Consider the following 23,232-nt stretch of genomic DNA (forward strand, 5'->3'; position numbering starts at 1 on the left):
CTCTCCCGCTAACTTCGTTTGCTTAGTAAAATCGACTAAGCAAACGACGTGTCGCTAAGGGCGTTTCAAATCCGTATAAAAATAGGAAGCAGACGTCGTGTCCCCAAGACACAAGGACGTTTATCTTTTTTACTAGGATTTTAGCCCGTGTTCAGTTAATAATTTTTCATTCTTCAATATCCGGTTTGGTAAAATGCAGGATAGCGACCGAAATCAAGGTTCCAATCAGCATGGCGATAATATACCAGAGCTTTCCGTTAACAACAGGCAAAATGATTAAACCGCCGTGAGGTACCAGGGCCTCAACATTATTCACCATCCCAAGAGCACCGCCGACAGCACTGCCGATAATAATCGCGGGCAGGACACGTTTCATATCCTTTACCGCAAAAGGTATGGCACCTTCGGTAATACCAATAAGACCCATAAAGAAAGCAGACAGCCCCAAATCACGGTCTTCTTTGCTGTACTTCTTGCCATCAATAAAGGTCGAAATGGCAACAGCTAAAGGCGGAATAGCTACCGCAATCCGGTGAGCACCGTTAGGCGAATAGATGCCTTCTGCCATCAAAGCAAGCGTAAAAGCTGTTGCTGTCTTGTTGATGGGCCCGCCCATATCAACAGCTGTCATAGCGCCGATAATCAAGCCCAAAACAATGGCACTGCCTCCCTGCAGCTCACCTAGTGTTTTCACCAGCCAATCCATGACAAGACCGATCGGAACAGCAATGATATAGATGTAAACCATCCCCAAAACAAAGGTCGTTATGATGGGAACAATCAAAATGGGCATCAAGGTTCTGACTAGCTGCGGTGTCTTCCAAGTCTTAGTCCATTTGACAAAATAGCCTGTCAGCACACCCAAGAGCATAGCTCCTAAAAAACCTGTTTTGACTTGATCAGCACCGATCGGATTGTTGGCAATATAACCTAGAATCATAGCCGGAGCCAGAGCCGGCTTTCCGGAAATGGAATAAGCGATATAGCCCGACAAAAGCGGAATCATCATGGCAAAGCCGGCAGCTCCCAGATCATTTAAATTTTTCATGAATTGATTGGTGATTTCCATCCCTTTGTCCGTTGGCTTTCCGGTCGACAAAGCGATTGCCAGAAAAACACCGCCGACCACAACCGAAGGCAGCATGTAAGAAACCCCAGTGTTGAAAGCTTTTTGCAAGTCTTTCCATATTTTTTTATTCATTATTTCACCCTCTTATTTTTATAGTGCTTCTGCCTGATCTAAAACCTTAGACGGATGTTTAATAGCCTCTCCCGGATCAATTGTCAGAACCTTTCCCTGAGCTCGCTTGTCATCAAAACGATCCTGTCCTTCAATTTCAACGGCGATAGCTAAAATCACAAGATCTGCCTCATCTACAGTTTCTTGTTCCAATTCATTTTCAATCCCCATACCGCCTTGCGTTTCAACCTGGTAGTCATAACCGCGTTTTTCACACTCTTTTTCAAGCGCCTCCTGAGCCATGTAAGTATGGGCAATGCCTGTCGGGCAGGCTGTTACGGCAACTATTTTCATTTTGAACCTCCTTATACATCAATCGCATTTAATAGCTGAAAAACCTTGTCTTTATCTTGCTGCAGCAGTTCCTCTCGGAAGTGTTCGTCCAATAACTTTTTGCTGACCTGCGAAATGAACTTTAAATGCAGTTTTTCAGTCCCTGTCTCCGGAACCCCGATCAGAAAAATCAGCTGAACCTTTTCATTATCTTCTTGACTCCACCTAAATTTTTTCTTAGTCCGTAAAAAAGCGATAAAAGGCTTTTTGACGACATCTGTTTTCCCGTGCGGAATAGCAATGCTATAACCGATAGCTGTCGGCACTTCAGCTTCCCTTTTTAAAACCGCCTGAAAAAACAAATCAGCATCGCTGACATAGTCAATAGCCTCGGCTGCTTTGGCAATCAGTTTAATAATCTGATCCTTGCTGTTACTGTCATAATCAAGAAAAATCAATTCCTGCCGGATAATATCAGTCTTTTCCATAAACGATCTTTAAAACCTCCTTAACGTCTTTTTCCTGTCTGAGTGTCTTCAATTTTGCTTCATCATTAATAATCTGATAAATGCTGGCAATAATGGCCCTGGCTTGTTTTAAATCTTTCTGGGCAATTCCTATCATAAAAACAGTATCAACATAGTAAGTATTCCACTTATACTTTTTACAGCTGGTAATGAGAGCAACAAAGGTTTTTAAAACATGCACCGGCTTGCCATGAGGAACGGCAACACCTAAGGGCAAGTCAGTTCCGCCCAGCTCTTCACGCTTCAAAACGTCGTATTTAAAATCTCCGGTTACCAGCTTTTCTTCCTCCAAATGCTCGCCAACACTTAAAATGACATCTTTTTTGGAAGCATATTTTTTATCAGTGAAAACCAAATGCGGCAAAATGTAGTGCTTCAGAATTTCCGGCGATTTAGCCAAAATCTTGTTCGGTTTGGTTTTTTCACTGAAAATACTGATAAGCTCCCTATTGCTGATAAAGGGTGAAACATAGTAACAATTGCTTTCTTGATGCTTTAGCTTGACCGTGGTCAAAACAAAATCATATTGGTTTAGATCGAGCTCTGCGGCTTCCGGCACCGAAGCAACTTCCAGCGTATCCAGCGAAGGCAGGGCATTTTTGATGCGATTGATTAACAATTCTGAGGTCACAATACCTGTCGGACAGATCACTAAAATTTTTCGGCTGATACCGGCTTTTTCAATCGCCAGCTGGAAGTAAATCGTCAAAAAAGCAATCTCATCCTCATTGATGTCAAGCCCCAATTCATCACTAAAATCCGTCATCAGCAGCCATAAAATATTAAAGACCACTGAGTATTCCAGTTTTATCTGCTCTGTAAAAGGGTTTTTGACAAAGGTATGCGACTGCAGGCGCTGGAGCATGGCGGGAATGTGAATTTTTAACTGCTCCAGCAAATGCTCATCACTTGAAAAATCAATCGTTAAAGCCTGTGACACCTCTTCGATCAAACGCTCAACCAAACCATCATCGACGTAAGCTGCCGGAATCGGCTCAAAGCGGTAATTAAGGAGCATGTAGGATAAATATTCGATATCGCCGTTTGTGTAGGCGAAGCCTAAGCGCACAGATGCTTTATGCAAAATTTTCACCGCACTGTCAATATAAAAGGCATGTGTTTTTTGATTCAAAAGCCCCTCTTTTACAGACAAGTGCTCTCCCTGCAAAAGCTGATAAACTAGGGCAATGAGAACACTGAGAAAACTTTGAATGTAAACCTCAGAGATGGTATTAATGTTCTCCTTGATATAGCTGTACAGGATATTTGTACAGACCCCCACAGCTTCGTGAGGATAAGAAGTCAACAGAATATCGATATCATCTTCTAACGGTAACGGACTTAGAGACTGGGCGTGCTCGATCAGGAGCTGATTAAAATTAAGCAGAGCATTGAGCTTTTCTTCAGAGTCCTTCCAAACAGCTCTGGTGCCCTTATGATTGCTAAGCAGATGGAAGTCATTACCCTTGCCCAAAGTCTTTTCGATAAACGTGAAATCCTGTTTGATAGAGGTTTTGCTGACGAAGTATTCCTCGGATAAGGCATTAAAGGTTACTGTTTGACCTTTGAAAATCAGCCGAATCATGATGGCAACTCTTCTTTTCAGGCTTTGATCCTCGTCTTCTGCCGGGTTTTCGCTGCCCAATTTTTTATCAACAGCAATGCCCACACCGCGCTTTCTAATAATCCTCATACCAGAATTTTGAAGCGCTTTCATTTCTGTGTACACCGTTCGCTCAGAAATCCCCAATTTTGCAGCTAAATGGGCAGCCGTTTGAAACGACGGCTCCTGCTCAAGCAGACCCAGCAATTTTAACTGTCTTTTGGTGAGCATTTCCAAATCACCTCCTGACACACCTACCTATTACTTATAGTGGATTTAAGCAGCTTCAGACGAGAAAATTTCCCGCAGGAAAAGGCCACAAACCAAACAAGCCGAAATTCTGTCAAACCAGTTAGCATTCACTATAGCAGCTGCCCTTGTGATAAATTCATTATAAACAATCCCTTACAGCCCTGTAAATAACAAAAAGCTGCAGGAAGTTCCTGCAACTTTTAAGATTTTATAAGTATTTTAAAGAAAGAGCAGCTCGCTTGTAAAAGCTTTTCACAGCCTTTTCCCCGTCATCTCTTCATAATCTTTTTCCATGATTGCCCATGACTGCGCAATATCATCCGTCAGGGAGAACAAGCCGCTCTTGCCGACAATGTAGATATCCGGTCCCGCCTCATCAATGCGCTTAAAGGTTTTGCGGTTGGACGAACCATCCATTTCTATCACGTAATGGTAAGAGTGCTCATCTCTTAGATGTCTTAGCTCAACAATTTTCTCCAAGCTTGATTCTAAGAAACGCTGCCCTGCAAAACCCGGGTCAACCGTCATCACGGTGACCTTATCCAGCAAGTCAATATAAGGCAGAATGGCACTTACTGGTGTTTCAGGATTAAGAACAATTCCCGCCTTTAAACCGGCATCATGGATCTGATCGATTAACCGAAAGGCTAAGCCGTTAAGAGCCTCGGCATGCATGCAAATCCACTCACAGTTCATCTTTATCATTTCAGCCACCCAGAAGGCCTGATCGCTAACCATCAGATGAATGGACAAGGGCAGGTTGGAGAGCTTTCTGACCTCGCCGATAAACCAGGGAGACAGCGTAATATTGGGAACAAAATGCCCGTCCATAATGTCAATATGGTAAGAGCTCGCATGCTGATTAAGAAACGTAAGCTCTTCTTTAAATTTATCCAGATTCATACACATCAAAGAAGGTGATATTTCAACTGCTGACATCTCTACTTCCTCGCTTTCTCATAGAATTTCAAAGTCATCAAGACTGATATCTGCTTCATCCTCTGGATTGACTTCCGCTGTTGCTTCTTCGGAAACAGGCTTTTTGATCACGGCATAAACTAAGCCTGTTACCAAAATATTGATCAGCAATCCGCAAATCCCGGCCAGCGGCCGTGTCATGGTCGGAATCATCAGAATCCCGCCAAAAGGCACTGATGAATCGGCTCCCATAGTCATAGATACAGCACCGCCCGCTGCGCCTCCTATGGCGGTTGCGATCAAGCCCGGTATCAGATTATTCATGACAATGGGAATGACCCCTTCAACAATATTGACAATCCCCATGGGAACAGCTGATTTCAGCGTTTCAATTTCATCCTTGCTGTAGATGTTTTTTCTCATCAGTTTGGCAATAAAATAAGCCAGACCGAAACCAACAGAGCCGTATTGACTAGCTGCAGGGCCGTCAGAGGTTCTTTGACGCCTTCTGCCTGAAGGGTCAAGACAAAGGCATAGACCGTCTTATTGAGCGGACCGCCAAAATCAACACCACTGAGCACTCCGACAACACCGCCAAAGACAATACGGGATGATGAACTGAGACCTTTTAAGAAGGTTGTCAGCCAGCTGGTAAAGGCGCTGATCGGACCGCCAATCAGGTAAATCATAATCAGACTGCTGACAAAGGCTGTCACAAAGGGCACAATCAAGGTTGGCATCAAGCCCTTTGCCCAGTTGGGAACTTTGAGATTTTTTAATAGATAAAGAGCCAGAAAGCCAGCAATATAACCGCCTAAAATGCCACCGATAAAACCGGCGCTGATACTATTAGCAATTAAACCGACAACAAAGCCCGGTGCAATTCCCGGTTTTCCGGCAACAGAGAAGGCAATCCCAGTCGCAATAACAACAGGTAAGAGACCCAAAGCCTTGCCTCCCATGGTTGCCATAGCATCCCAAAATGAAAATTTCCCGATGATGAGCGCATCCTGAGACTGACCGCCCATAGCCATCCCAATGGCAACTAAAAAGCCAGCCCCGCAAACGATGGGGATTAAATAGGAAATAGCTGTCAGCAAATGGCCTTTCAAATTAGCTTTTTTCAATAAATCTTTCATTTCTTTCCTCCTATGATGAAAATGCAGTCAAAACATCTTCTGGGCTTTCAGCCTGTAAGAGCCTTGCTACGACCTGATCGCTGCCTAATTTTTTAGCAAAAAGAGCGAGCAGCTTCAAATGTTCCCTCGCTGCCTTAGCATCCGAACCAACCGCAAAAAGAATCACTGCGCGCACGCCTTTGCCATCAAGGCTCTCCCAAGGAATTTCCCGGTCATTAATACCAATGGCCACAGCAGGAACAGTAACAAAGGGACTTTTGCCATGCGGAATCGCTACAAAATTGCCGATACCTGTTTGACCCTGCGTTTCACGTTCATAGACATCTTTGATAAAGGCTTCCTGATCAGAAATCTTGTTTTCCTGAAACATCAGGCCGGACAAAACCCGAAGAGCTTCTTCTTTGGTTTTTACCGATAAATGAGTGTCAATCAATTTGACATCAATAGCATCCTTTGCTTCCATTGCTTGTCCTTCCTATTATTGAGCGGCGACTTCTGCCAGTTTGGCAATCAGTTTATTAGGCGACTTAATAGCGACTTCGGTCGGAACTTTGACCGTCTTTTTGCCAGCAAAGCGCTCTTCTCCGGAAATCTTGACATCAATGGCTAGAATAACAATATCGGCTTCTGCAATATCCTGAGGGCTCAGCTCATTTTCAATGCCGATAGTGCCTTGCGTTTCGATTTTGATCGTATGACCCGCTTTTTTAGCTGCCGCTTCTAATTTTTCCTGAGCAATGTAAGTATGGGCAATCCCGACTGTACATGCTGCTACTCCAACGATTTTCATAGTCTTCCTCCTGTTTATAAATTCTTTTCGATAGTTGTTTTGCTGTCTGTTAACAGCTTGTCAACGTAAGCATCATCTGCCAGATTTGTCATAAAGTGTCTGATCTCATCTTTAACAGCCCTTTCGTCATTCGTTTTCAAAGCCAGACAGATCACTAATCTGATGTTTTTGATGGTCTCACTCCAGTCCTCAATAGGCTCAGCTAAACGCAGAATCAAAAGCTGGCTTTGCCTAAGCTCGCTTGATTCAAGATGCGGCAGGACTGTCTGCTTGTCAATCTGAATATTAGCCAGTTTTTCACGTAAAAACAGTTTCTGTTTCAAATGTTGACTGATAGAAGCATCAATCTGCTCAGCTAAAAAGTGATAGACCTCTTCCGCTTTTTGAAAAGATTTTCCGACAAACACTTGTTTAACTAATTCAGCGCTCATTTTTGATTTCTCCAATCTTTTGCCGCAGCCGCTCCTGATCTTCTGCAGTAAACATCCCCGTTACTAATAAAAAGTGATAAGATGGCGATTGCTTAAGGGGAATGGTTGAGATTAACAGGTCAATCGCAGGGTAGGTTTCCTCTAAGTGTTCAACCTCACGCGAAGCGATAACATCAACAATTTCCAATTCTGAAAAATTATTGGCAATTTTAACCCGCAGCAATTCTGAAATACCAATACCAGTTGTGCAGACAATCAAGGTTCTCAGTTTACGGCTACTAGTCTCCAGCAATTTGGCAAAGTAAAGGGTTATAAAGCCATTTTCATCCGCCGAAATGGGTGCCAGATGATAAATCTGGCTGATTTCTTCTGACGTCTGATAAACCCTGTCAAAAAGATTAGGATACACCAGCTTGATTTGACTGAGTAAGCCATTTTGCACCATAATCTTTTGTTCCAAGCGCTTGAGCATGGGTTTGATATGATTAGCCAGATCAAAGAAAATATCCTCATTATCAATATCAAAGGCCCATTTTTGATTCATCAGCTTCAGGTAAGTCCGCGTGATGCTCACCACTTCTTCTGAAAATGAAATACTTTCAGAACTAGCCTTTTCCAGCCTTGAAGCTGACAGGTACTGATAAAGATAATAGACTTCAATCCTTGGAATCGGCAGCTGCAAGTAACTCTCCAAATGCTTGATGACTTCCTGAGATATATCCAGCAAGACATCAGATATTTCCTTTAATTCCTTTTTTCCCATATCGTAGGCATAGGTTTGATGCGCCCTGATCCGTTCCATCAAAATATACAAGTGCAAAAAGATGTTGATGTTATAGGGATAAGGAATTTTACCCGAGAGACGTCTCTCAATGATCTCTAACTGGTAAAGAATAAAGGCTGCATCTTTCTCGTCAATATCCAGATCAGAGTGTTCTTTTAAGTCAACAAAATCTAATAATTGATCGTGCTGAATACCTGCCAGTATCGCGCGGCGGATATTTTCTTCTTTTCCCTCAACAGCCAGCGTTCGCTTTTTGCGCAGCAGCTTCAGATCAAATTTCTCAATCTCCTGAGCAATAATCCTCTCATCGGCAATCAAAACAGATTCCCCTAAAAAGAACTCCTCCATAACATCGAAAACACTGACGGGCTTTGGTGCCTGCAGGAGCAATAATTGTTTTAGCTTATTTCTTCTTTGCTGGGGCGAATAATCGACATGCAGCTTATTTTCATACAGCAGCAAGTAGCGATCATAGTCCAGCTTGTACCCCCTTCCTTTTTCAGAGATAATCAAGGGACCGTCCGGCAAAGCTTCATTGATGCTTTTAACCCATCTGTAAATAGTCTTGGCTGAGGTTTTTAACTTTTGCGCCAAAACATCAGACGTGATAAAATCCCTTTGAGTTAGCAGGAGATATATGAGTTCCTCACTTTTGCCTTTCAGACTCATCTAAGCTTCCTCCTTTACATCCTTATGATAGCAATATTTCTTACCAGTATTTTACTAATTATTGTCCATAGCAACAGACATTTATTTGAATTATCTAATAAAATTACAGTAAAAAAATAAAGCCTCTGTCACAAAGCTTTATTTTTGATTATTATAAAGAGAACTGCTTGGGAATTATTCCCAGAGCAACCACACCACAATTACGCTCATCTACCTGAGAATATAAAGATACTTTTTCAAAATAAATCTTTTCTAACTATTATGTCCCATTATCTAAGTTCAAGGCAGATATCAAATTTTAATGAATCACTATCCCTAGCATGATAGCTATTGTTAAAATTTCGAGTACTTTTCTTACTTTCATTTTCATTTTACAAATTTCTCTCTTTCAGTTGATGATTTTATTCTACCTGTTTTCTTTTAAAAAAATAGCGACATCAATGTCGCTATTGAAAATCATGGCTCTATCAATTAGTCGATTCCGTCTTTTTCCATCTCCATCTTAACATCGGCAATTACAGCAGCATCTTCAAGGATTTCTCCCAACATCAGAGCCTGATGATAGAGTTCCTTCGCTCGAGTCTTATTCCCTTCTTCCCTGACTTTATACATCGCTTCTAGTTCTATTACTGCTGGTTTATAAGTGTACAGCTGGGTTCTATCAATAATCTGCTGAGCTTTATCAATAAGAGGTTTAGCACTCTTATAGTCACCATGCAAAGCATAGACCGCTGCCATATTCGTTACTGTTAATAGTAACTCAACATTATAGAGTTCATTTGCTTCAAGTTCTTGCCGGAGCAACTTTCGCGCAATTTTTTTAACTGTCTTTATATCGTAGTAGGTTTCATAGGCAGATTTTTGCAAGAAATAAGCTAAGTAAAGGTAGTCATTAAAAGCAAATTTTTTCTTTTGAAGGGTTTGTTCAAAGGCATCGTCATAGATTTCTTTGATATCAGGCAGCTTACCCCCTTGAAGCGCACCCATGAGCTTTTCAGATAGGTCTAAAAAAAGCAACTCATCCTCTGGGAGTACATCAAAGTACTTCTCATAGATATCCTCAATCAAATCTATCTTTTTTTGGATGCGCTTCTTGTCCCCATAGGTTGGAAATTTAACAATCTGATTTTTCATATCCAGATAACCTTCAGATAGTTGGAGGCCGCCTCCTCCAAGCAAATCAGAAATCGGTACCTCGAGCATCCTGGCAATATACTCCAACTTCTCTAATGTCGGCAAGGATATCCCCTTTTCAATGCGTTGCAACTGACGGATAGTCAATTTCTCTTCGTTCCCACAAAGATTTCTTTGTGATAAGCGTTTACCTTCTCTTTTATCCCTAATAAGCTGTCCCAATTCTTTTTTTCTAATAACCATAATCATATCTCCTAATTTCCATTAAGGTTAAAAGAGTGTGATGCAATTCCTATAGATGAATCCAATTGTTCAAATCAATTGTACCCAAAAAAATAGCTTCTTAATATTAAGGAATATTACAATTATGCAACAGTAATATGGCTGCTGCTTTTTAGACATAAAAATCTCTCCTTAGTATCTGGTAATTCTTTCCTCACCATCAATTCTAAGGAGAGATTTAGTAATTTCTTGCTAGTCTCTATCCACAGATAAGCTCAGTGGATATTGTCGCTATGACTTGATTATTGAATACTTGTTTTAAAAACTAAATTCCCCTCAGTTCACCTACTGTCGACTCCCAATTAAAACAAATATTTTCTTCGTATTCATAACAGATATTTCCCTTTTACAAATCAATTAGTATCATCAAGATTACCTATCTTTTTTGTCATTATTTTTCTTATTCTTTTTATTTTTTCTGTAAGCTGTTGACGAAAACGAGCCGCTTATAACTAAAATAAGGACAATAAACCAAAACGTATTAGACATATTATTTCCTCCAAAAACTTCCATAAAAATACCAGTAACATTATAAATAATGATAATCTACTGAGTAAATTCATCACTTTATATAGTTATTCGAATAACTATTATTTTTTTAATCACAACTATTAAGTTTCGATTCATTTATAAACAACCTTAATTTAGAAGCAAAGTCACTATTTTCTCAAAGCTGATTTTTTATTTTCATATTTGCGAATATGGTGGCTTTGCTAATTTTTAAGCGATGTCGTCATATCAGTAACGACAGCATCTGTAGCTGATACTTGGTCATCAGGGGGAGTTGCTGAGGACTGACTGAATCTGATTATTTGTCTTCGTCTCAATGGTACCTGCTGTCATTAAAGATAGACTAGTCATCATTGTTCACTGCAATAGCAAGTCGTTTTTTATCTTATATCCTTTGTAAGTCATATCATTCCCCTTCTTATGTCAATTTCAAGAAAAATAATCTTGTGAAATTATTCAATCTAGCCTTTTAAAGTTCTATAACCCCATTGTAAGAAAATAAGTCCTAAAAAAATAGCGACATTAATGTCGTCTGATATTAAAAAAGGAAGATTCTAAGCAAATCTTCCTCCTTATTATTAATATTATATTAAATTGCCCTTCCCTAGGCTCACTCCGGTAAAATAGCTACTGCCCTGACCGGTGAACCTGTGGCTTTTTCCCAATGCGGGTAAGCGATGGCTATCAGACTTCCTGTTGCGGGTACTTGGTCAAGATTTGCCAGAACCTCAAGCTGATAGATATCCTGCTCCAGTACATAATATTCTTCGGCTAAACGGCCGTTTTGGGCAGCCCGGATACCGCTGTCAGTGTCTAAGGTCTCATGACCCAAGGCTGAAATGTTTCGTTCATGGATCAGAAATTCTAAAGCCTCATGCGACCAGCCGGGTGTATGCTGCACTCCTTGATCGTCAAGATTGCGAATGGCTTCTTGATCTGGCCAGCGTTTTGACCAGTCACTGCGAAAGGCCACAAAACTGCCGGCAGGAATGCTGCCATGCTCTCTTTCAAAAGCCAAAATATCTGCTTTTGTGAGTTCATAGTCGGGATTTTCTGCTACCTCTTGCGATTTATCAATCACAATCAAGGGCAAAAGCAAATCTTTTAAATCAATCTCATCCAGCCAGCGGCCGCCTTCTACAAAGTGAATAGGGGCATCAATGTGAGTGCCATACTGACCGACAACAGAAAACTGCTGCACATGAAAACCATCTTTTAAAGTAAAAATATCTTTCTTTTCCAAAGCTGGCAGAAGTGGAAAATGCGGGCTTTGGTCATTAATTTGATGGGTCAGATCCACCCATTTAGCTGATTTTAAGGTTTGATAGGCTGCTAGTAGATTTGTCATAATATTTTCTCCTTTATTATACAATGTGTGCCGGTTGGCAGATGATAAGCCAACAACTCATCTATAAACACAGCAAATTTTTTCACTCTATACGGAATGAACAGCAGTGGCATCATTTAAAATAGCAGTATCCAGCTGACTGGTCTGTTTGGCCGTAATCAGCCCTGCTAAAATACTGTCGTTAACATTTACCAAAGTCCGGCCCATATCCACAATCGGATCGATTGCAATCAAAACGCCCAGAGTTGTTACAGGGAGATTGAGCGCTCCTAAAACAATCAAAGTTGTAAACAAGGCTCCGCCGCCAACACCGGCAACACCAAAAGAGGCAATGACATCAATCAGAACAAGCATCAAGATAAACTGCCAAGAAAAGATATTGATACCGGCAGTCGGTGCAATAATGGTAGCAACAATGGTCGGGTAAACCCCGGCGCAGCCATTTTGTCCGATCGTCAGACCAAAGCTGGCAGCAAAATTAGCAACGGTCGGGCTGACACCCAGAGACTCTGTCTGAATTTTGACATTTAAGGGCAGAGTTCCAGCACTGGTACGCGAACTGAAGGCAAAAAGCAGGGCCGGCAGTGCCTTTTTATAGTATAAGAATGGATTAATACGATTGATGAGCAATAGCAGCGTATGAACCAGCAAAACGAGAATCAAGGCTGTGTATACAGCTGCAATGAACAGTCCCAGATGACCGATACTAGCCAGAGAGTTGACAGCAATGGTATTGGTAATCAAGGCAAAGGTTCCGTAAGGTGTCAGTGCTAAAACCAATTTAACAAGCCGGTTGATAATCAGCTGCAGTGCCTTTATCCCCTTGGCAAAAACGGCTGCATACTCAGGTTCACTTTTTTGAACAGACAAATAAGCAAAACCGACCAAAAGTGCAAAAATAACAACTGCTATCGTGCTGGTAGCCCGACTGCCGGAAAAATCGGCAAAAATATTGCTGGGCAGAAAACTGACAATCTGTTGAGGCAGCGTGAGCCCCTTGATTTCACCTTGGTGTTCCTGAATGCTGGCCAGAGCTTCTTTGCCTGCTCCTCCGGTGAAATTAGCTCCCTGCAGCTTAAAGAGGACTGTCGTGAAAAAACCTATCAAAGAGGCAATAGCTGTTGTTCCCAGCAGCACACTCAAGGCAATCCCCGTAATTTTCTTAAGATTTTGCCTTACTTCCAGCTGCGTAAAAGCCCCAACCAAGGATAGGAAGATTAAGGGAACGACCAGCATCTTAAGAAGAGACACATAGCCGTTTCCAACAATCCCAATCCAATCAAGAGCTTGGGCTAAAACCTGACTTTTTGCCCCCAAAATCAGTTGGAGGACAAAGCCAAAAGCCGCTCCTAAAACCAGCGACAGCAAGACTAAACTCGTAAAGCCCACTCTTTTTCTATGGACAAAAGCTAAGACCGCTAATAAAACAAGCGCTGCTGCTACAATAATTAATGTTGAAAATGTATCATTCATAAAATCCTCCTTTGACATCATCCAAATAAAAAACTTGCAAAGCTGCTGCCTTGCAAGGACGTTAAAACGTGTTACCACCTTGAATTTATGGCATTCTCACAAATACCAACTCCATCAGTACACCTAAGTATACCGGAAAGCTGTATCGGGCTTACCCGTAGCAATTTCAGAAAAAACTTCCTTGATTGCTATCACTCAAAGACCATGTTCAAAGCGACCGGCTAATCTTCTCACACCTAACGAAGACTCTCTGCTTAGCGGAAAACTTTTACTTTTTCTTATCAGCATGATGTATTTAATTGTTTTTATTATAGCCGTAAAACCCTTTGAAATCAACCAATTCAGCCATTAACCTTACTTATGGACTGCCATAATTAAAATTTATAGGAGTAACTCCCGGCAAAATCAAAAGGCCTCCGCCTTTGGCGAAGACCCTTAATATCTTAATTGATGTCAGTCTTATAAGCTTTTCACAATATTGACAATATTATCCACCGTAAAGCCATATTTTTCAATGACTTCAGCAGCCGGAGCTGAGGCACCGAACTTATCAATACCAAGAACCTTACCGTCTAAACCGACATATTTATACCAAGGCTGTGTAGCTGCCATTTCAATAGCAAGGCGGCGGCGTACTGAATTTGGTAAAATAGCTTCTTTGTAATCATCGGATTGAGCATCAAAGAGCTCGGTTGACGGAACAGATACAACACGTACCTTGCTGCCTTGGGCTTCAAGTTCTTTTGCCGCCTTAACAGCCAGATTGACTTCTGAGCCGGACGCCAGAAGAATCGTGTCAAAATCAGTACCTGTTTCATAGATGACATAAGCACCCTTAGCAACCGCCGTAAAGCTTGACCCTGCTTCAACGGCTAAGTTTTGACGGGTTAAGACAAGAGCTGTTGGCGTAGTCTTGCTTGTCAGAGCATAGTGCCAAGCAGCCTGTGTTTCACGCGCATCTGCCGGACGGAAAACTGTCAAATTAGGAATAGCACGCAAACCAGCCAGATGTTCAATCGGTTCATGGGTAGGGCCGTCTTCACCGACAGCGATCGAATCATGGGTAAAGACATAGGTCACCGGCACACCTTGAAGAGCTGACAGACGCACAGCAGCTTTCAGGTAATCTGAGAAGACAAAGAAGGTACCGCCGTAAACACGCAAGCCCCCATGAAGAGCCATACCGTTCAAAACAGTTCCCATAGCAAACTCGCGCACACCAAACTGGATATTGCGGTTGAGCGGATTATCAGCATCTTGAAGTCCGTCTTCTTTAATATAGGTCATGTTAGAATGAGCCAGGTCGGCTGATCCGCCAAGGAAATTAGGCAGGACAGCTGCCGCTGCATTGATAGCATCCTGTGAAGAATTGCGGGTTGCTTGGGAGAAGCCGTCTTCATAGACAGGGAAGTCTGCTTCCTTGATTTCAACAGGATCTTTGCCTGAGATAATGGCTTCAACTTCACGTGCTTCTTCAGGATAAGCCTGACGGTATTCTCCTACCAGATTTGACCAAGCGGCATAAGCAGCTTCCCCGCGGTCAGCAACATTTTCCTTAAAGTCAGCATAAACATCTTCGGGTACTTCAAACGGTGCGTAATCCCAGCCAAGAGCTTTGCGGGTTGCAGCCGCTTCTTCTTCTCCAAGCGGTGCACCGTGAGCAGCATTGGTTCCGCCCTTAGTCGGAGCGCCGTAGCCAATCACTGTTTTCACTTCGATCAAACTTGGCTTGCCGGCACTTTTAGCCTCTTCAATAGCAAGGCTGATGGCATTAACATCTGTACCGTCTTCAACCAAGCTGGTATGCCAGCCATAAGCCTCATATCTGGCACGGATATTTTCGGTAAAGGCAGCCTGTGTTTCACCATCCAAACAAATATCATTGGAATCGTAAAGGACAATCAGTTTATCTAAGTTTTGTTTAGCAGCATAGGAAGAAGCTTCACCCGAAACACCTTCCATAAAATCACCATCACCGGCAATAACATAGGTATAGTGATCAAAAATAGGATAGCCTTCGCGGTTGTATTTGGCTGCCAAGAAGCGCTCTGCCTGTGCCAAACCAACAGCCATCGAAATGCCTTGGCCGAGCGGACCGGTTGTCACATCAACACCGGCAGTGTGGCCGTATTCAGGATGTCCCGGTGTTTTGGAACCCCACTGGCGGAATTGTTTGATTTCGTCCATGCTCACGTCTTCAAAGCCTGACAAGTGCAAGAGTGCATACAAAAGCATGGATCCGTGGCCTGCCGACAATACAAAGCGGTCACGGTTGATCCAGTTTGGCTGACTCGGACTAACCCTTAAGTGCTTTGTATACAGGCTGTAAGCCATAGGAGCAGCCCCCATAACAACACCCGGATGGCCTGATTTCGACTTTTCAATAGCATCCACGCCCAAAAAACGGATGGCATTAACCGATAAATCTGACATAATATTCTCCTTTATAAGTGATACCCTTATTTTAGCATAAAACGCTTACTTCTTCCATCATTCTTAAGAAAGCAAGCCGGTTTCTTTTAAAAAATATCCACACATCGAGCCGATATGCGGATATAAATGGTCATTTTAGCAGCTATCCTGCCTACGGATTTGACAAAAGCAGTTAGATGGACAGCTGCCCGAATTTGCTTTGCTTCTGCCGCTCAGACAAGTAAGGGGGCGGCACCAGCCAAAGTTTCCTTACTTTAAAAACATAAGCAGCCAAAATCAATTACAGCAAGGCTTTGAACTGAATGTTGGAGTCATGTTCGAAGCAGTCGTCAAAGCCGCGCGGATGATGGTATTCAATTCTGTCCTTATCTTGTGGATAAGTGTATTTACCGCCAACTTCCCAGATGAATGGATGGAATTGGTATTGCAGACGTTCTTTGCGAATCTTCCAAAGCGTTAAAATTTCATCGGTTGACGCCATGAAGTTAGACCAAATATCGTAGTGCACCGGAATGATGACTTTTGCACGCAGGTTTTCAGCCATACGAAGAAGATCAATAGAGGTCATTTTATCCTGAATACCAACCGGATTGTCACCATAGTTATTGATGGCAACATCGATATTGAAGTCTTTACCGTGTTTGGCAAAATAGTTTGAGAAGTGAGAATCAGCACCGTGATAGATAGTTCCGCCAGGTGTTTCAAAGACATAGTTGACAGCCTTGCGAGCCATTTCTTCATCTGTAACAGCTAAACCTTTCAACTCACCATCTTGCTCATCTGCACCGTCCACCGGTAAAGTTACCAGACAAGTCCGGTCAAAGGACTCAACAGCTGTTACTTTGATATCCTTAAATTCAAAAGATTCACCCGGTTTAATAACAACGATGCGATCTTCTGGGACACCCCATTTTTTCCAGATTTCCCCGCATTCGTAAGGGCCGACAAATTTAACATGATCCAGTTTTGGATTATTAACAATGGCCGCAGCTGTATTAATGTCAATATGGTCACTATGGAAGTGGGAAACCAGATAGTAGTCCAGTTCATTGATGGCAAAAGGATCAATAACCATGGGCTGCACGCGCAGATTAGGCTGTAATTTGCGCACACCGGCCATATTAGCCATTTGGTGGCCGCGTACCATATCTTTCACTTTCTTGGTTGATTTACCGCGGTTAGACCAAAGATCCATGACAACATTGGCACCGCCCGGCGTCTTAATCCAGACACCGCAGTTGCCCAGCCACCACATGGCAAAATTATCAGCAGGAACGACCTCTTCTTCGATTTCTTCGTTGAGCCAAGTTCCCCACTCAGGAAAAGTGCTTAAAATCCATGATTCTCTTGTAATGTCTTTAACATTAGCCATTGACGCTTCCTCCTCTATATGGATATATTTTATACACTTTTATGATACCCCTATCATAATCCTAAAAAAAGACCAAATAAAACACAAATTTGTGTTCACATTTGGACTGTTTTTAAAGGTCTCATCAATAAACTATGCTGTTTCCAATTTTTTAGCTGAAAAATCAAGTGCAATTACGAATAGTAGTATTAGAAGGCTAAAAAGGTTCCTTCTACTTGGCAGTGCTGAACAGGACACTGCTTTAATATTCCAAAGCTGAAGTCTGCCGTTAGGTAAAATAAAGAAAGGAGTATTTGTTAAATCAAGAAAGCAAAAAACGGCACTGTGACTGGTGCATGATTTTGTACGTATCTTATAACATTTCAAAATTTCTATACAGCAAAACGAATTCAACCAGACATCAGCTGGATGTAAGCTTAACAAAAAACCGCAGGCTTTTAGCTGCGGTTTTTTGACTGCAAGCCTGCTTCAAACCAGAGCTAGTTTTCAGTTGCAGTTTTCAGCTGTGTATCATAAAGCAGCTCTTGGTTAATTAAGCGCTCAATTTTTGTTTTCAAAACATAGCAGTCATCATCGTCTTTGACATAATGGCGGATATAGCTTTCTAATTTTTTATCAAAATCATCCTGTCCTGCCTGAGCGTGCTGCTTGGCAAAGCGGATTAGTTTAATCGCATCATCATCCGTCAAAATGGAATGAACAAAGAGCGTCGGCAGCTTGGTCTCAAGCTTATCAGCAGCTGAAATAACCAGATCAACCGCAATAATATCAGTAATACTGTAGAATTGCTCAGACGTTAAAACCGCTTCAATTTTACTATGGGGCAGGTACTGGCTGCACTGCTGCATGAACAGCTTTTGAACACCGATACCCTCATCACAGACCAGGGCCAGCGTTGCCGGCGGTGTCGGCTTCGATTCAGCATGCTCTAATTCGCCGCCAATATGAATCGTAATATAGGCAATATCATCATCATTCATTTTGATAAACCAAGATTCTTCTAAAATAGAGATACAGGCCTTGGTCATGGCAAATAAGTCGGCATATTTATCTTTGATTTGTTCGGTCAAAGGATTATTGGCTGCGATGCCGTAGGTTTTTCGAAAGAGCAGAGCTTTGCAGTGCGTCAGCAGCTGATCGAGCAACAGCTTTTTATTTTGAAAATGAACATGGTAATCCAATTCAAAAGTATTGATAAAATTCCCCAGAACCCGGCGCATATCATCATAATCATGGCTTTCCAAATGGGTATCCCGGTCCTTGCGGTAAGACAGAAACAAAACGGCAACCAAGGATGTTTCAATTTCATCAAGTTCCATACCAAATTCTTTTTTGAGATTCCCAGTCAGATTTTTGGCAATCTCATACTCTTTTCGTTCTTTAATGGGCGAAAATTCCTGCAGTAAGTCGCTTTGTTCTGCCTCAGACAACTTCAGATTACGATAGCTTAAAATATGATAAGGCAGCGTCTCAACCATCAAACGGATATCCTGAGAATTAATCTTTTTCCCCAGCAATTTCTGAGATGCCTGCAGCTCCTTGTCCATAAAGGAAGAAATATCACCTGAAAAATAGCCGGACAGCCCCGTAAAATTCCGCAATTTATCCCGAACCATGGCAGTATAGTTGGGGTTGCTGTCCATATAAATGGTATAGAGCAGTTTATTAAGATACTGAATTTTAGACAGGGGGTGGCATTTTAGATGATAGCCCTGAGATCTGGTAACTTGCAGCTGGATACTGTATTGCTCAAAAGAAAGCTTCTCACGAATTTCATTAAGATCGTTTAAAATCGTATTGCGGGAAACGTCATTTAACTGCATAAGCTTCTCAATTGTCACACGGTCTTTGGAAACAGCAATGTAAGTAATGCTAAGAAGCATTCGTTCATGCACGCTCATGACATAAGAATAATCATCCAAACCGGCTAAAAGGGTTCGGCAGGCTTCCTTTTGCTTAAGAGACAGGAGAATTCCCACCCGCGGATGACTGATAATTTTAGGAATCTGAGGCGGTAAGGCTTCATTTATTTTATCTAAATGGTAATAAACTTTGCGCCTCGACTGGCCTAAAACTTTTGAAATAGTCATAACAGTCTCCGGCTCCTCTAATTCAATGAGATAGGCCAAAAGATCATAACTATTTCGATCCAGGATAATCATTTTTCACATCCTTTATTAATCTATCGCAGCTTTGCAGTGCAAAGCAAATGCACAAATTGACAGTTCATTCTGATAAAGACGGAAAGCTGGATTCAGGAATCTTTGGTTGCTCAAAAGAGCCATTTCCAAGCAGCACCGGCAAAATCATGAAAAACAAATTAAAATACTATATTAGCTTCATTATAACATACTTTTAAAAGAGCCAAGCTCATTTCTTTAACTGACCGGATGTTGCTCCAGCTGTTATTAGGCCGCATGCTATAAATTAATCATGCAAAAAACCTGTTCTCCTTATAGGAAAAGCAGGCTTTTACTATTTTACAATGAGTCAGCTTGTTATAAGCCCAACAGACAGTGAATCAGCCTATCACAGAAAGCCTGCTGACAGGCCAAGTATTTCAAAGAAGCAAGCTTAATTTTCAAGCTTATGCAGCAGTTTATCTTTGAAGTAGTTAAAGTAGGTCTTTTTATCCGTTACTGTAACGGTTTTGCCAGTCATACCGTATTTAACAAGCTTACTGTCTTTTTTAGAAACAGTCACTTTGGCTGTTACCTTAAAGAGATTGCCGTCTTTAGTTCTGGTAGCTGATAAGGCAACATTATTAATTTTACCTTCAAGAGTAACCTTATCGTTTCCCTTTCTTTCCAAAGAAAGCCGGGTCTTTTGCCCCTTCTTCATAGAAACGACATCATCAGAAGTGACATAATAGGTAATCAAAACTTTCTTGGTCTTTCGGATATCAGGATAGAGCTGACCGATTTCGGCCCACTTAGGAATGAGATTTGCCCCTTCATACTTGGGATTGACATGGATGATTCCGTCGTCTGCAGCAAAGATAGCAATTTTCTTTTGTTCAGGTGTATCACCGGAATCTTTCTTTTCGTTTTTCTTATTTTTGCTGTCTTTATTATCTTGATTTTTGTCAGTCTTTTTAGAATCTTTGTTTTCAGACTTCTTTTTGCTTTTTTTATCAGTATCTTTTTTATCTGTCTTCTTATCTTTTTTCTTTGCTTCTTCTGCTCGTTTTTGCCGTTCTTCTACAATCTTCCTTTGTTCAGCCTGCCGTTTGGAGTTGGCATTTTCTGAATACTCAATCAGCAGGTCGCCCTTTTTCACACTGGCATTATTATCCAGATTATTTTTAATAATAGATGTGTCACTGTAGGACTGAATAACCGATACCACTCTTGTCGGAGCCACTTCACCTGTAGATGTAACGGTAATTTCCCTTTTGGCAAAACAAAGAAAGACTATTATAAAGATAATCAAGCAGACCAAAGGAACAATCAAGAGGGTCGCAAAATTATGATAGCGCCTCCTATAAAATTCTGCACTTTGTAAAAATTTAGGATCCATCTTATTCCTCACTTTCAATGAAACAGCTCATAATAGAGACCCTTAGCAGCCAAAAGGCTCTCAGGTGTTCCCTGCTCAACTACCCGTCCCTGATCCATGACGATAACATTGTTAGTCCGTTGGGAAATACTCAAGCGGTGAGCAACAAAGATAATGGTTTTATCCGTCATCTGCAAAAGATTATCAACAATTTTCTTTTCGGTCAGAATATCCAGACTGCTGGTCGCCTCATCAAGGATTAAAACCGGTGACTTGGTTAAGAGTGCTCTGGCCAGGGCAATACGCTGCTTTTGACCGCCGGAAACACCCGCAGCATCTGATAATTCTGTCTGATAGCCCAGCGGCATTTGCTCAATATCTGAGCGGATTTCAGCCATCTCACAGGCACGAATGATTTCTTCCTGAGTTGTTCCTTCTTTGGCTCCCAGTGTCAAATTATCCATAATGGAACCACTGAACACATAGGCTTGCTGAGGCAGATAGTTAATATGCTGGCGCAGGGCTGTCTTATCAAGCACCTTTAAGTCATTGCCGTTGATACGGACAATACCTCTGTTGGGTTCATAAAAATTGACAAGCATCTTAGCCAGAGTCGTCTTACCGGAACCGCTGGGGCCGACAATACTGACCTTATCTCCCTTTTTGATGGTTAAATTGATATTTGACAGAGTATCACGCCCAAAACCATATTTGTAGAAGAGATTTTCAAAGCTGATGTCACCATCTAAGAAGCTCCTATCTGACAGTTCTCCCCCATTTTCAAATTCAGATTCAACCAAGTAAACCTCATTCAGACGTGTGTTGGCAACACGGGCGGACTGAAGCTTGGTCTGCAGACTGATAATATTTTCAATAGGATTTGAAAAGTAGGACAATAAGGCATTGAAGGTAATAAGCTGACCGACAGAAATTTTATTATCCATAACCAGCCGCGAACCGTACCAGAGAATAACAACGTTCAGAATAAGCTTAGCACCTGTTTTGAGGGCATTTTGAATGGCAGTGTATTTATTCAGCTTAAAGCTTTTCTCCAGATAATCAACAAATTCACTGTCAACGCTTTGGTAGCGGGCATCTTCACTGGTAAGTGATTTAATAGTCTCCATACCATTGATATCTTCAATGATAGAAGAGCTGACTACAGCATTGCTTTCCATCATCTCATGATTCATCTTTTCAAAAGGTCTTAAGAAAGAAAAGATGATGACAGCGTAAATTGGAATTGACAGCAGCGTCAAGAGGAAAAGGTTGCTGTTTTGCAGCAGCAAGACACCGCCGACCAAAATCACCATAGTCAAGTCTAAAAAGATAGAAAAGATAGTGGAAGCTACCGCATTAATAATTTGATTCGCATCAGTAAAGCGAGATGTAATCTCCCCGGTACGTCTTGTCGCAAAGAAAGACATAGGCAGGGTAAAAATATGCTTGATATAAGACAAGATGACATCAATCACCAAGCGCAGACTCAGAACTGCTAAAAGATATTCCTTGGCAAAGGCCATCATCTGCTGGATAATATAGGTAATTATCAAACCAATAGTAATGATGCCTAAGGTCGAGATCAGCTGATCGGGAATATATTCATCCAATATACCTTGAAGATAGTAAGAACCGACAATATCAATCAAGGTTACAATTAAGCTGGCCAGAATGATATAAGTCATCAGCGCTTTTTGCTTAAAGATCAGCGGGAAAAAGCTGGCCAAGCCGTTCTTACGCTCTTTGTGCGGTTTATAGCTGGGCTGAGGCGCCAGAAAAATAGCAACTCCTGTCCATTCTGATTGGAACTGTTCCTTGCTCATTCTTGTCACCTTGACCGAAGGGTCCGGATCGCCAATAATAAGACTGTTCTTTTCATTAGCATAGATTACATAATAATGCTGCAGGCGCTTTCCTTTGATTACATGAACAATAAAAGGATAGGTCAGATCATCATAATCAAAAAGTGTCATATCTGCTTTGATTGAACGCGTCTCAAAGCCTATCTTTTTAGCAGCTTCAACGATACCAAGGGCCGTTGTCCCCTGCTTATCTGTCTTTGACAGCTCCCGCAGATGGGCAATAGAGTAATCCGAACCATAATGCTTAGCCACAGAAGCCAAAGCAGCCGGACCGCAGTCTCTGGTATCAATCTGAGGCACCATCTTATAATGTCTGCGCCAGAAAAGACGAGAAGTACCTTCCGGCCGTGCCTGAACAGGCGCTCCCGGCCTCAAAAATCGCTTGATTACCTCTAAAAGAATGTTAACCACAACCACCAAAACGATAATTAAAATGATGTAAAAAGTTGTTTGTTTCATAAGATGTCTCTCTAAAATAAATTTAAACTAGCTTTTTTTAGAAAAATAATCCGACCCTGTTCAAAGGAGAACTCAGGAAACTAAATTACCAGCTATAATTCATATGATATTTACTGGATCCTCTGCTAAGCCGAACAGACGAGCAGCTTCCAAGTTTCAGTACAGTCAAACATTCTGCTAAAAATTCTGCATTTTCTATTCACTTGACTATTCGTCATTGTAATCCTTAAAATGT

18 protein-coding genes, 1 pseudogene and 1 other annotated feature are annotated in these 23,232 nt (G+C 41.6%); of the genes and pseudogenes, 1 reads left to right on the top strand and 18 read right to left on the bottom strand.

Annotated elements, in window-relative coordinates:
- Positions 1-166: 166 nt before the first annotated feature.
- From G573_RS0101750 to tkt, 14 genes and pseudogenes are all read right to left on the bottom strand, one after another.
- Positions 167-1,201 (bottom strand): PTS fructose transporter subunit IIC, encoded by a 1,035-nt coding sequence (locus G573_RS0101750; RefSeq protein WP_027975114.1) that lies wholly within the window; start codon positions 1,199-1,201, stop codon positions 167-169.
- Positions 1,202-1,219: 18 nt separating this feature from the next.
- Positions 1,220-1,534: a PTS fructose transporter subunit IIB gene (locus G573_RS0101755; RefSeq protein ID WP_027975115.1), complete on the bottom strand. Its 315-nt coding sequence runs from the start codon at positions 1,532-1,534 to the stop codon at positions 1,220-1,222.
- Positions 1,535-1,545: 11 nt separating this feature from the next.
- Positions 1,546-2,001 (bottom strand): PTS sugar transporter subunit IIA, encoded by a 456-nt coding sequence (locus G573_RS0101760; protein ID WP_027975116.1) that lies wholly within the window; start codon positions 1,999-2,001, stop codon positions 1,546-1,548.
- Positions 1,988-3,874, bottom strand: a complete 1,887-nt coding sequence (locus G573_RS0101765; protein WP_027975117.1) for a BglG family transcription antiterminator — start codon at positions 3,872-3,874, stop codon at positions 1,988-1,990. The genes G573_RS0101760 and G573_RS0101765 overlap by 14 nt, the downstream gene beginning before the upstream one ends.
- A gap of 273 nt (positions 3,875-4,147) precedes the next feature.
- Positions 4,148-4,834, bottom strand: a complete 687-nt coding sequence (alsE, locus tag G573_RS0101770) for a D-allulose 6-phosphate 3-epimerase (RefSeq protein WP_027975118.1) — start codon at positions 4,832-4,834, stop codon at positions 4,148-4,150.
- A gap of 18 nt (positions 4,835-4,852) precedes the next feature.
- A pseudogene (locus tag G573_RS10820) lies at positions 4,853-5,952 on the bottom strand (PTS fructose transporter subunit IIC).
- A gap of 10 nt (positions 5,953-5,962) precedes the next feature.
- Positions 5,963-6,415: a PTS sugar transporter subunit IIA gene (locus G573_RS0101780; protein WP_027975119.1), complete on the bottom strand. Its 453-nt coding sequence runs from the start codon at positions 6,413-6,415 to the stop codon at positions 5,963-5,965.
- A 15-nt stretch (positions 6,416-6,430) separates the two neighbouring features.
- Positions 6,431-6,742, bottom strand: coding sequence for a PTS fructose transporter subunit IIB (locus tag G573_RS0101785; protein ID WP_027975120.1), 312 nt, complete (start codon positions 6,740-6,742; stop codon positions 6,431-6,433).
- A gap of 14 nt (positions 6,743-6,756) precedes the next feature.
- A complete protein-coding gene (locus G573_RS0101790) occupies positions 6,757-7,173 on the bottom strand; it encodes a PTS sugar transporter subunit IIA (protein ID WP_027975121.1) in 417 nt (138 codons plus the stop codon).
- Positions 7,163-8,626, bottom strand: coding sequence for a BglG family transcription antiterminator (locus G573_RS0101795; RefSeq protein ID WP_027975122.1), 1,464 nt, complete (start codon positions 8,624-8,626; stop codon positions 7,163-7,165). Before G573_RS0101795 ends, G573_RS0101790 begins: the two co-directional genes overlap by 11 nt.
- A gap of 471 nt (positions 8,627-9,097) precedes the next feature.
- Positions 9,098-10,003, bottom strand: coding sequence for a helix-turn-helix domain-containing protein (locus G573_RS0101800; RefSeq protein ID WP_027975123.1), 906 nt, complete (start codon positions 10,001-10,003; stop codon positions 9,098-9,100).
- 1,159 nt (positions 10,004-11,162) lie between these two features.
- A complete protein-coding gene (locus tag G573_RS0101810; protein ID WP_027975124.1) occupies positions 11,163-11,900 on the bottom strand; it encodes a cyclase family protein in 738 nt (245 codons plus the stop codon).
- 87 nt (positions 11,901-11,987) lie between these two features.
- A complete protein-coding gene (locus G573_RS0101815; protein ID WP_027975125.1) occupies positions 11,988-13,373 on the bottom strand; it encodes a cation:dicarboxylate symporter family transporter in 1,386 nt (461 codons plus the stop codon).
- 51 nt (positions 13,374-13,424) lie between these two features.
- Positions 13,425-13,667, bottom strand: a binding site (T-box leader).
- 165 nt (positions 13,668-13,832) lie between these two features.
- Positions 13,833-15,806: a transketolase gene (tkt, locus tag G573_RS0101820; RefSeq protein WP_027975126.1), complete on the bottom strand. Its 1,974-nt coding sequence runs from the start codon at positions 15,804-15,806 to the stop codon at positions 13,833-13,835.
- A gap of 126 nt (positions 15,807-15,932) precedes the next feature.
- Between tkt and G573_RS11685 the strand changes: the two genes are divergently transcribed.
- Complete coding sequence (locus G573_RS11685) at positions 15,933-16,064, top strand: hypothetical protein (protein WP_281168687.1); 132 nt, start codon at positions 15,933-15,935, stop codon at positions 16,062-16,064.
- Between the two features lie 22 nt (positions 16,065-16,086).
- On the opposite strand, the gene ulaG is transcribed toward G573_RS11685, so the two are convergent.
- The 4 genes from ulaG to G573_RS0101860 form a co-directional block, all read right to left on the bottom strand.
- On the bottom strand, positions 16,087-17,178 hold the full coding sequence (gene ulaG / locus G573_RS0101830) for an L-ascorbate 6-phosphate lactonase (protein ID WP_027975127.1): 1,092 nt from the start codon (positions 17,176-17,178) through the stop codon (positions 16,087-16,089).
- 479 nt (positions 17,179-17,657) lie between these two features.
- The gene (locus G573_RS0101845; RefSeq protein WP_027975129.1) at positions 17,658-19,340 is read right to left on the bottom strand and encodes a BglG family transcription antiterminator; all 1,683 of its coding nucleotides are present in this window, start codon (positions 19,338-19,340) and stop codon (positions 17,658-17,660) included.
- A gap of 412 nt (positions 19,341-19,752) precedes the next feature.
- Positions 19,753-20,697 carry an HlyD family efflux transporter periplasmic adaptor subunit gene (locus tag G573_RS0101855; protein ID WP_027975130.1) on the bottom strand — a complete coding sequence of 315 codons (945 nt, stop codon included), beginning with the start codon at positions 20,695-20,697 and terminating at the stop codon, positions 19,753-19,755.
- A gap of 14 nt (positions 20,698-20,711) precedes the next feature.
- Positions 20,712-22,997, bottom strand: a complete 2,286-nt coding sequence (locus tag G573_RS0101860) for a peptide cleavage/export ABC transporter (protein WP_027975131.1) — start codon at positions 22,995-22,997, stop codon at positions 20,712-20,714.
- Positions 22,998-23,232 lie beyond the last annotated feature (235 nt).

Source organism: Streptococcus devriesei DSM 19639 (assembly GCF_000423725.1).
Classification (GTDB): Bacteria; Bacillota; Bacilli; order Lactobacillales; family Streptococcaceae; genus Streptococcus; species Streptococcus devriesei.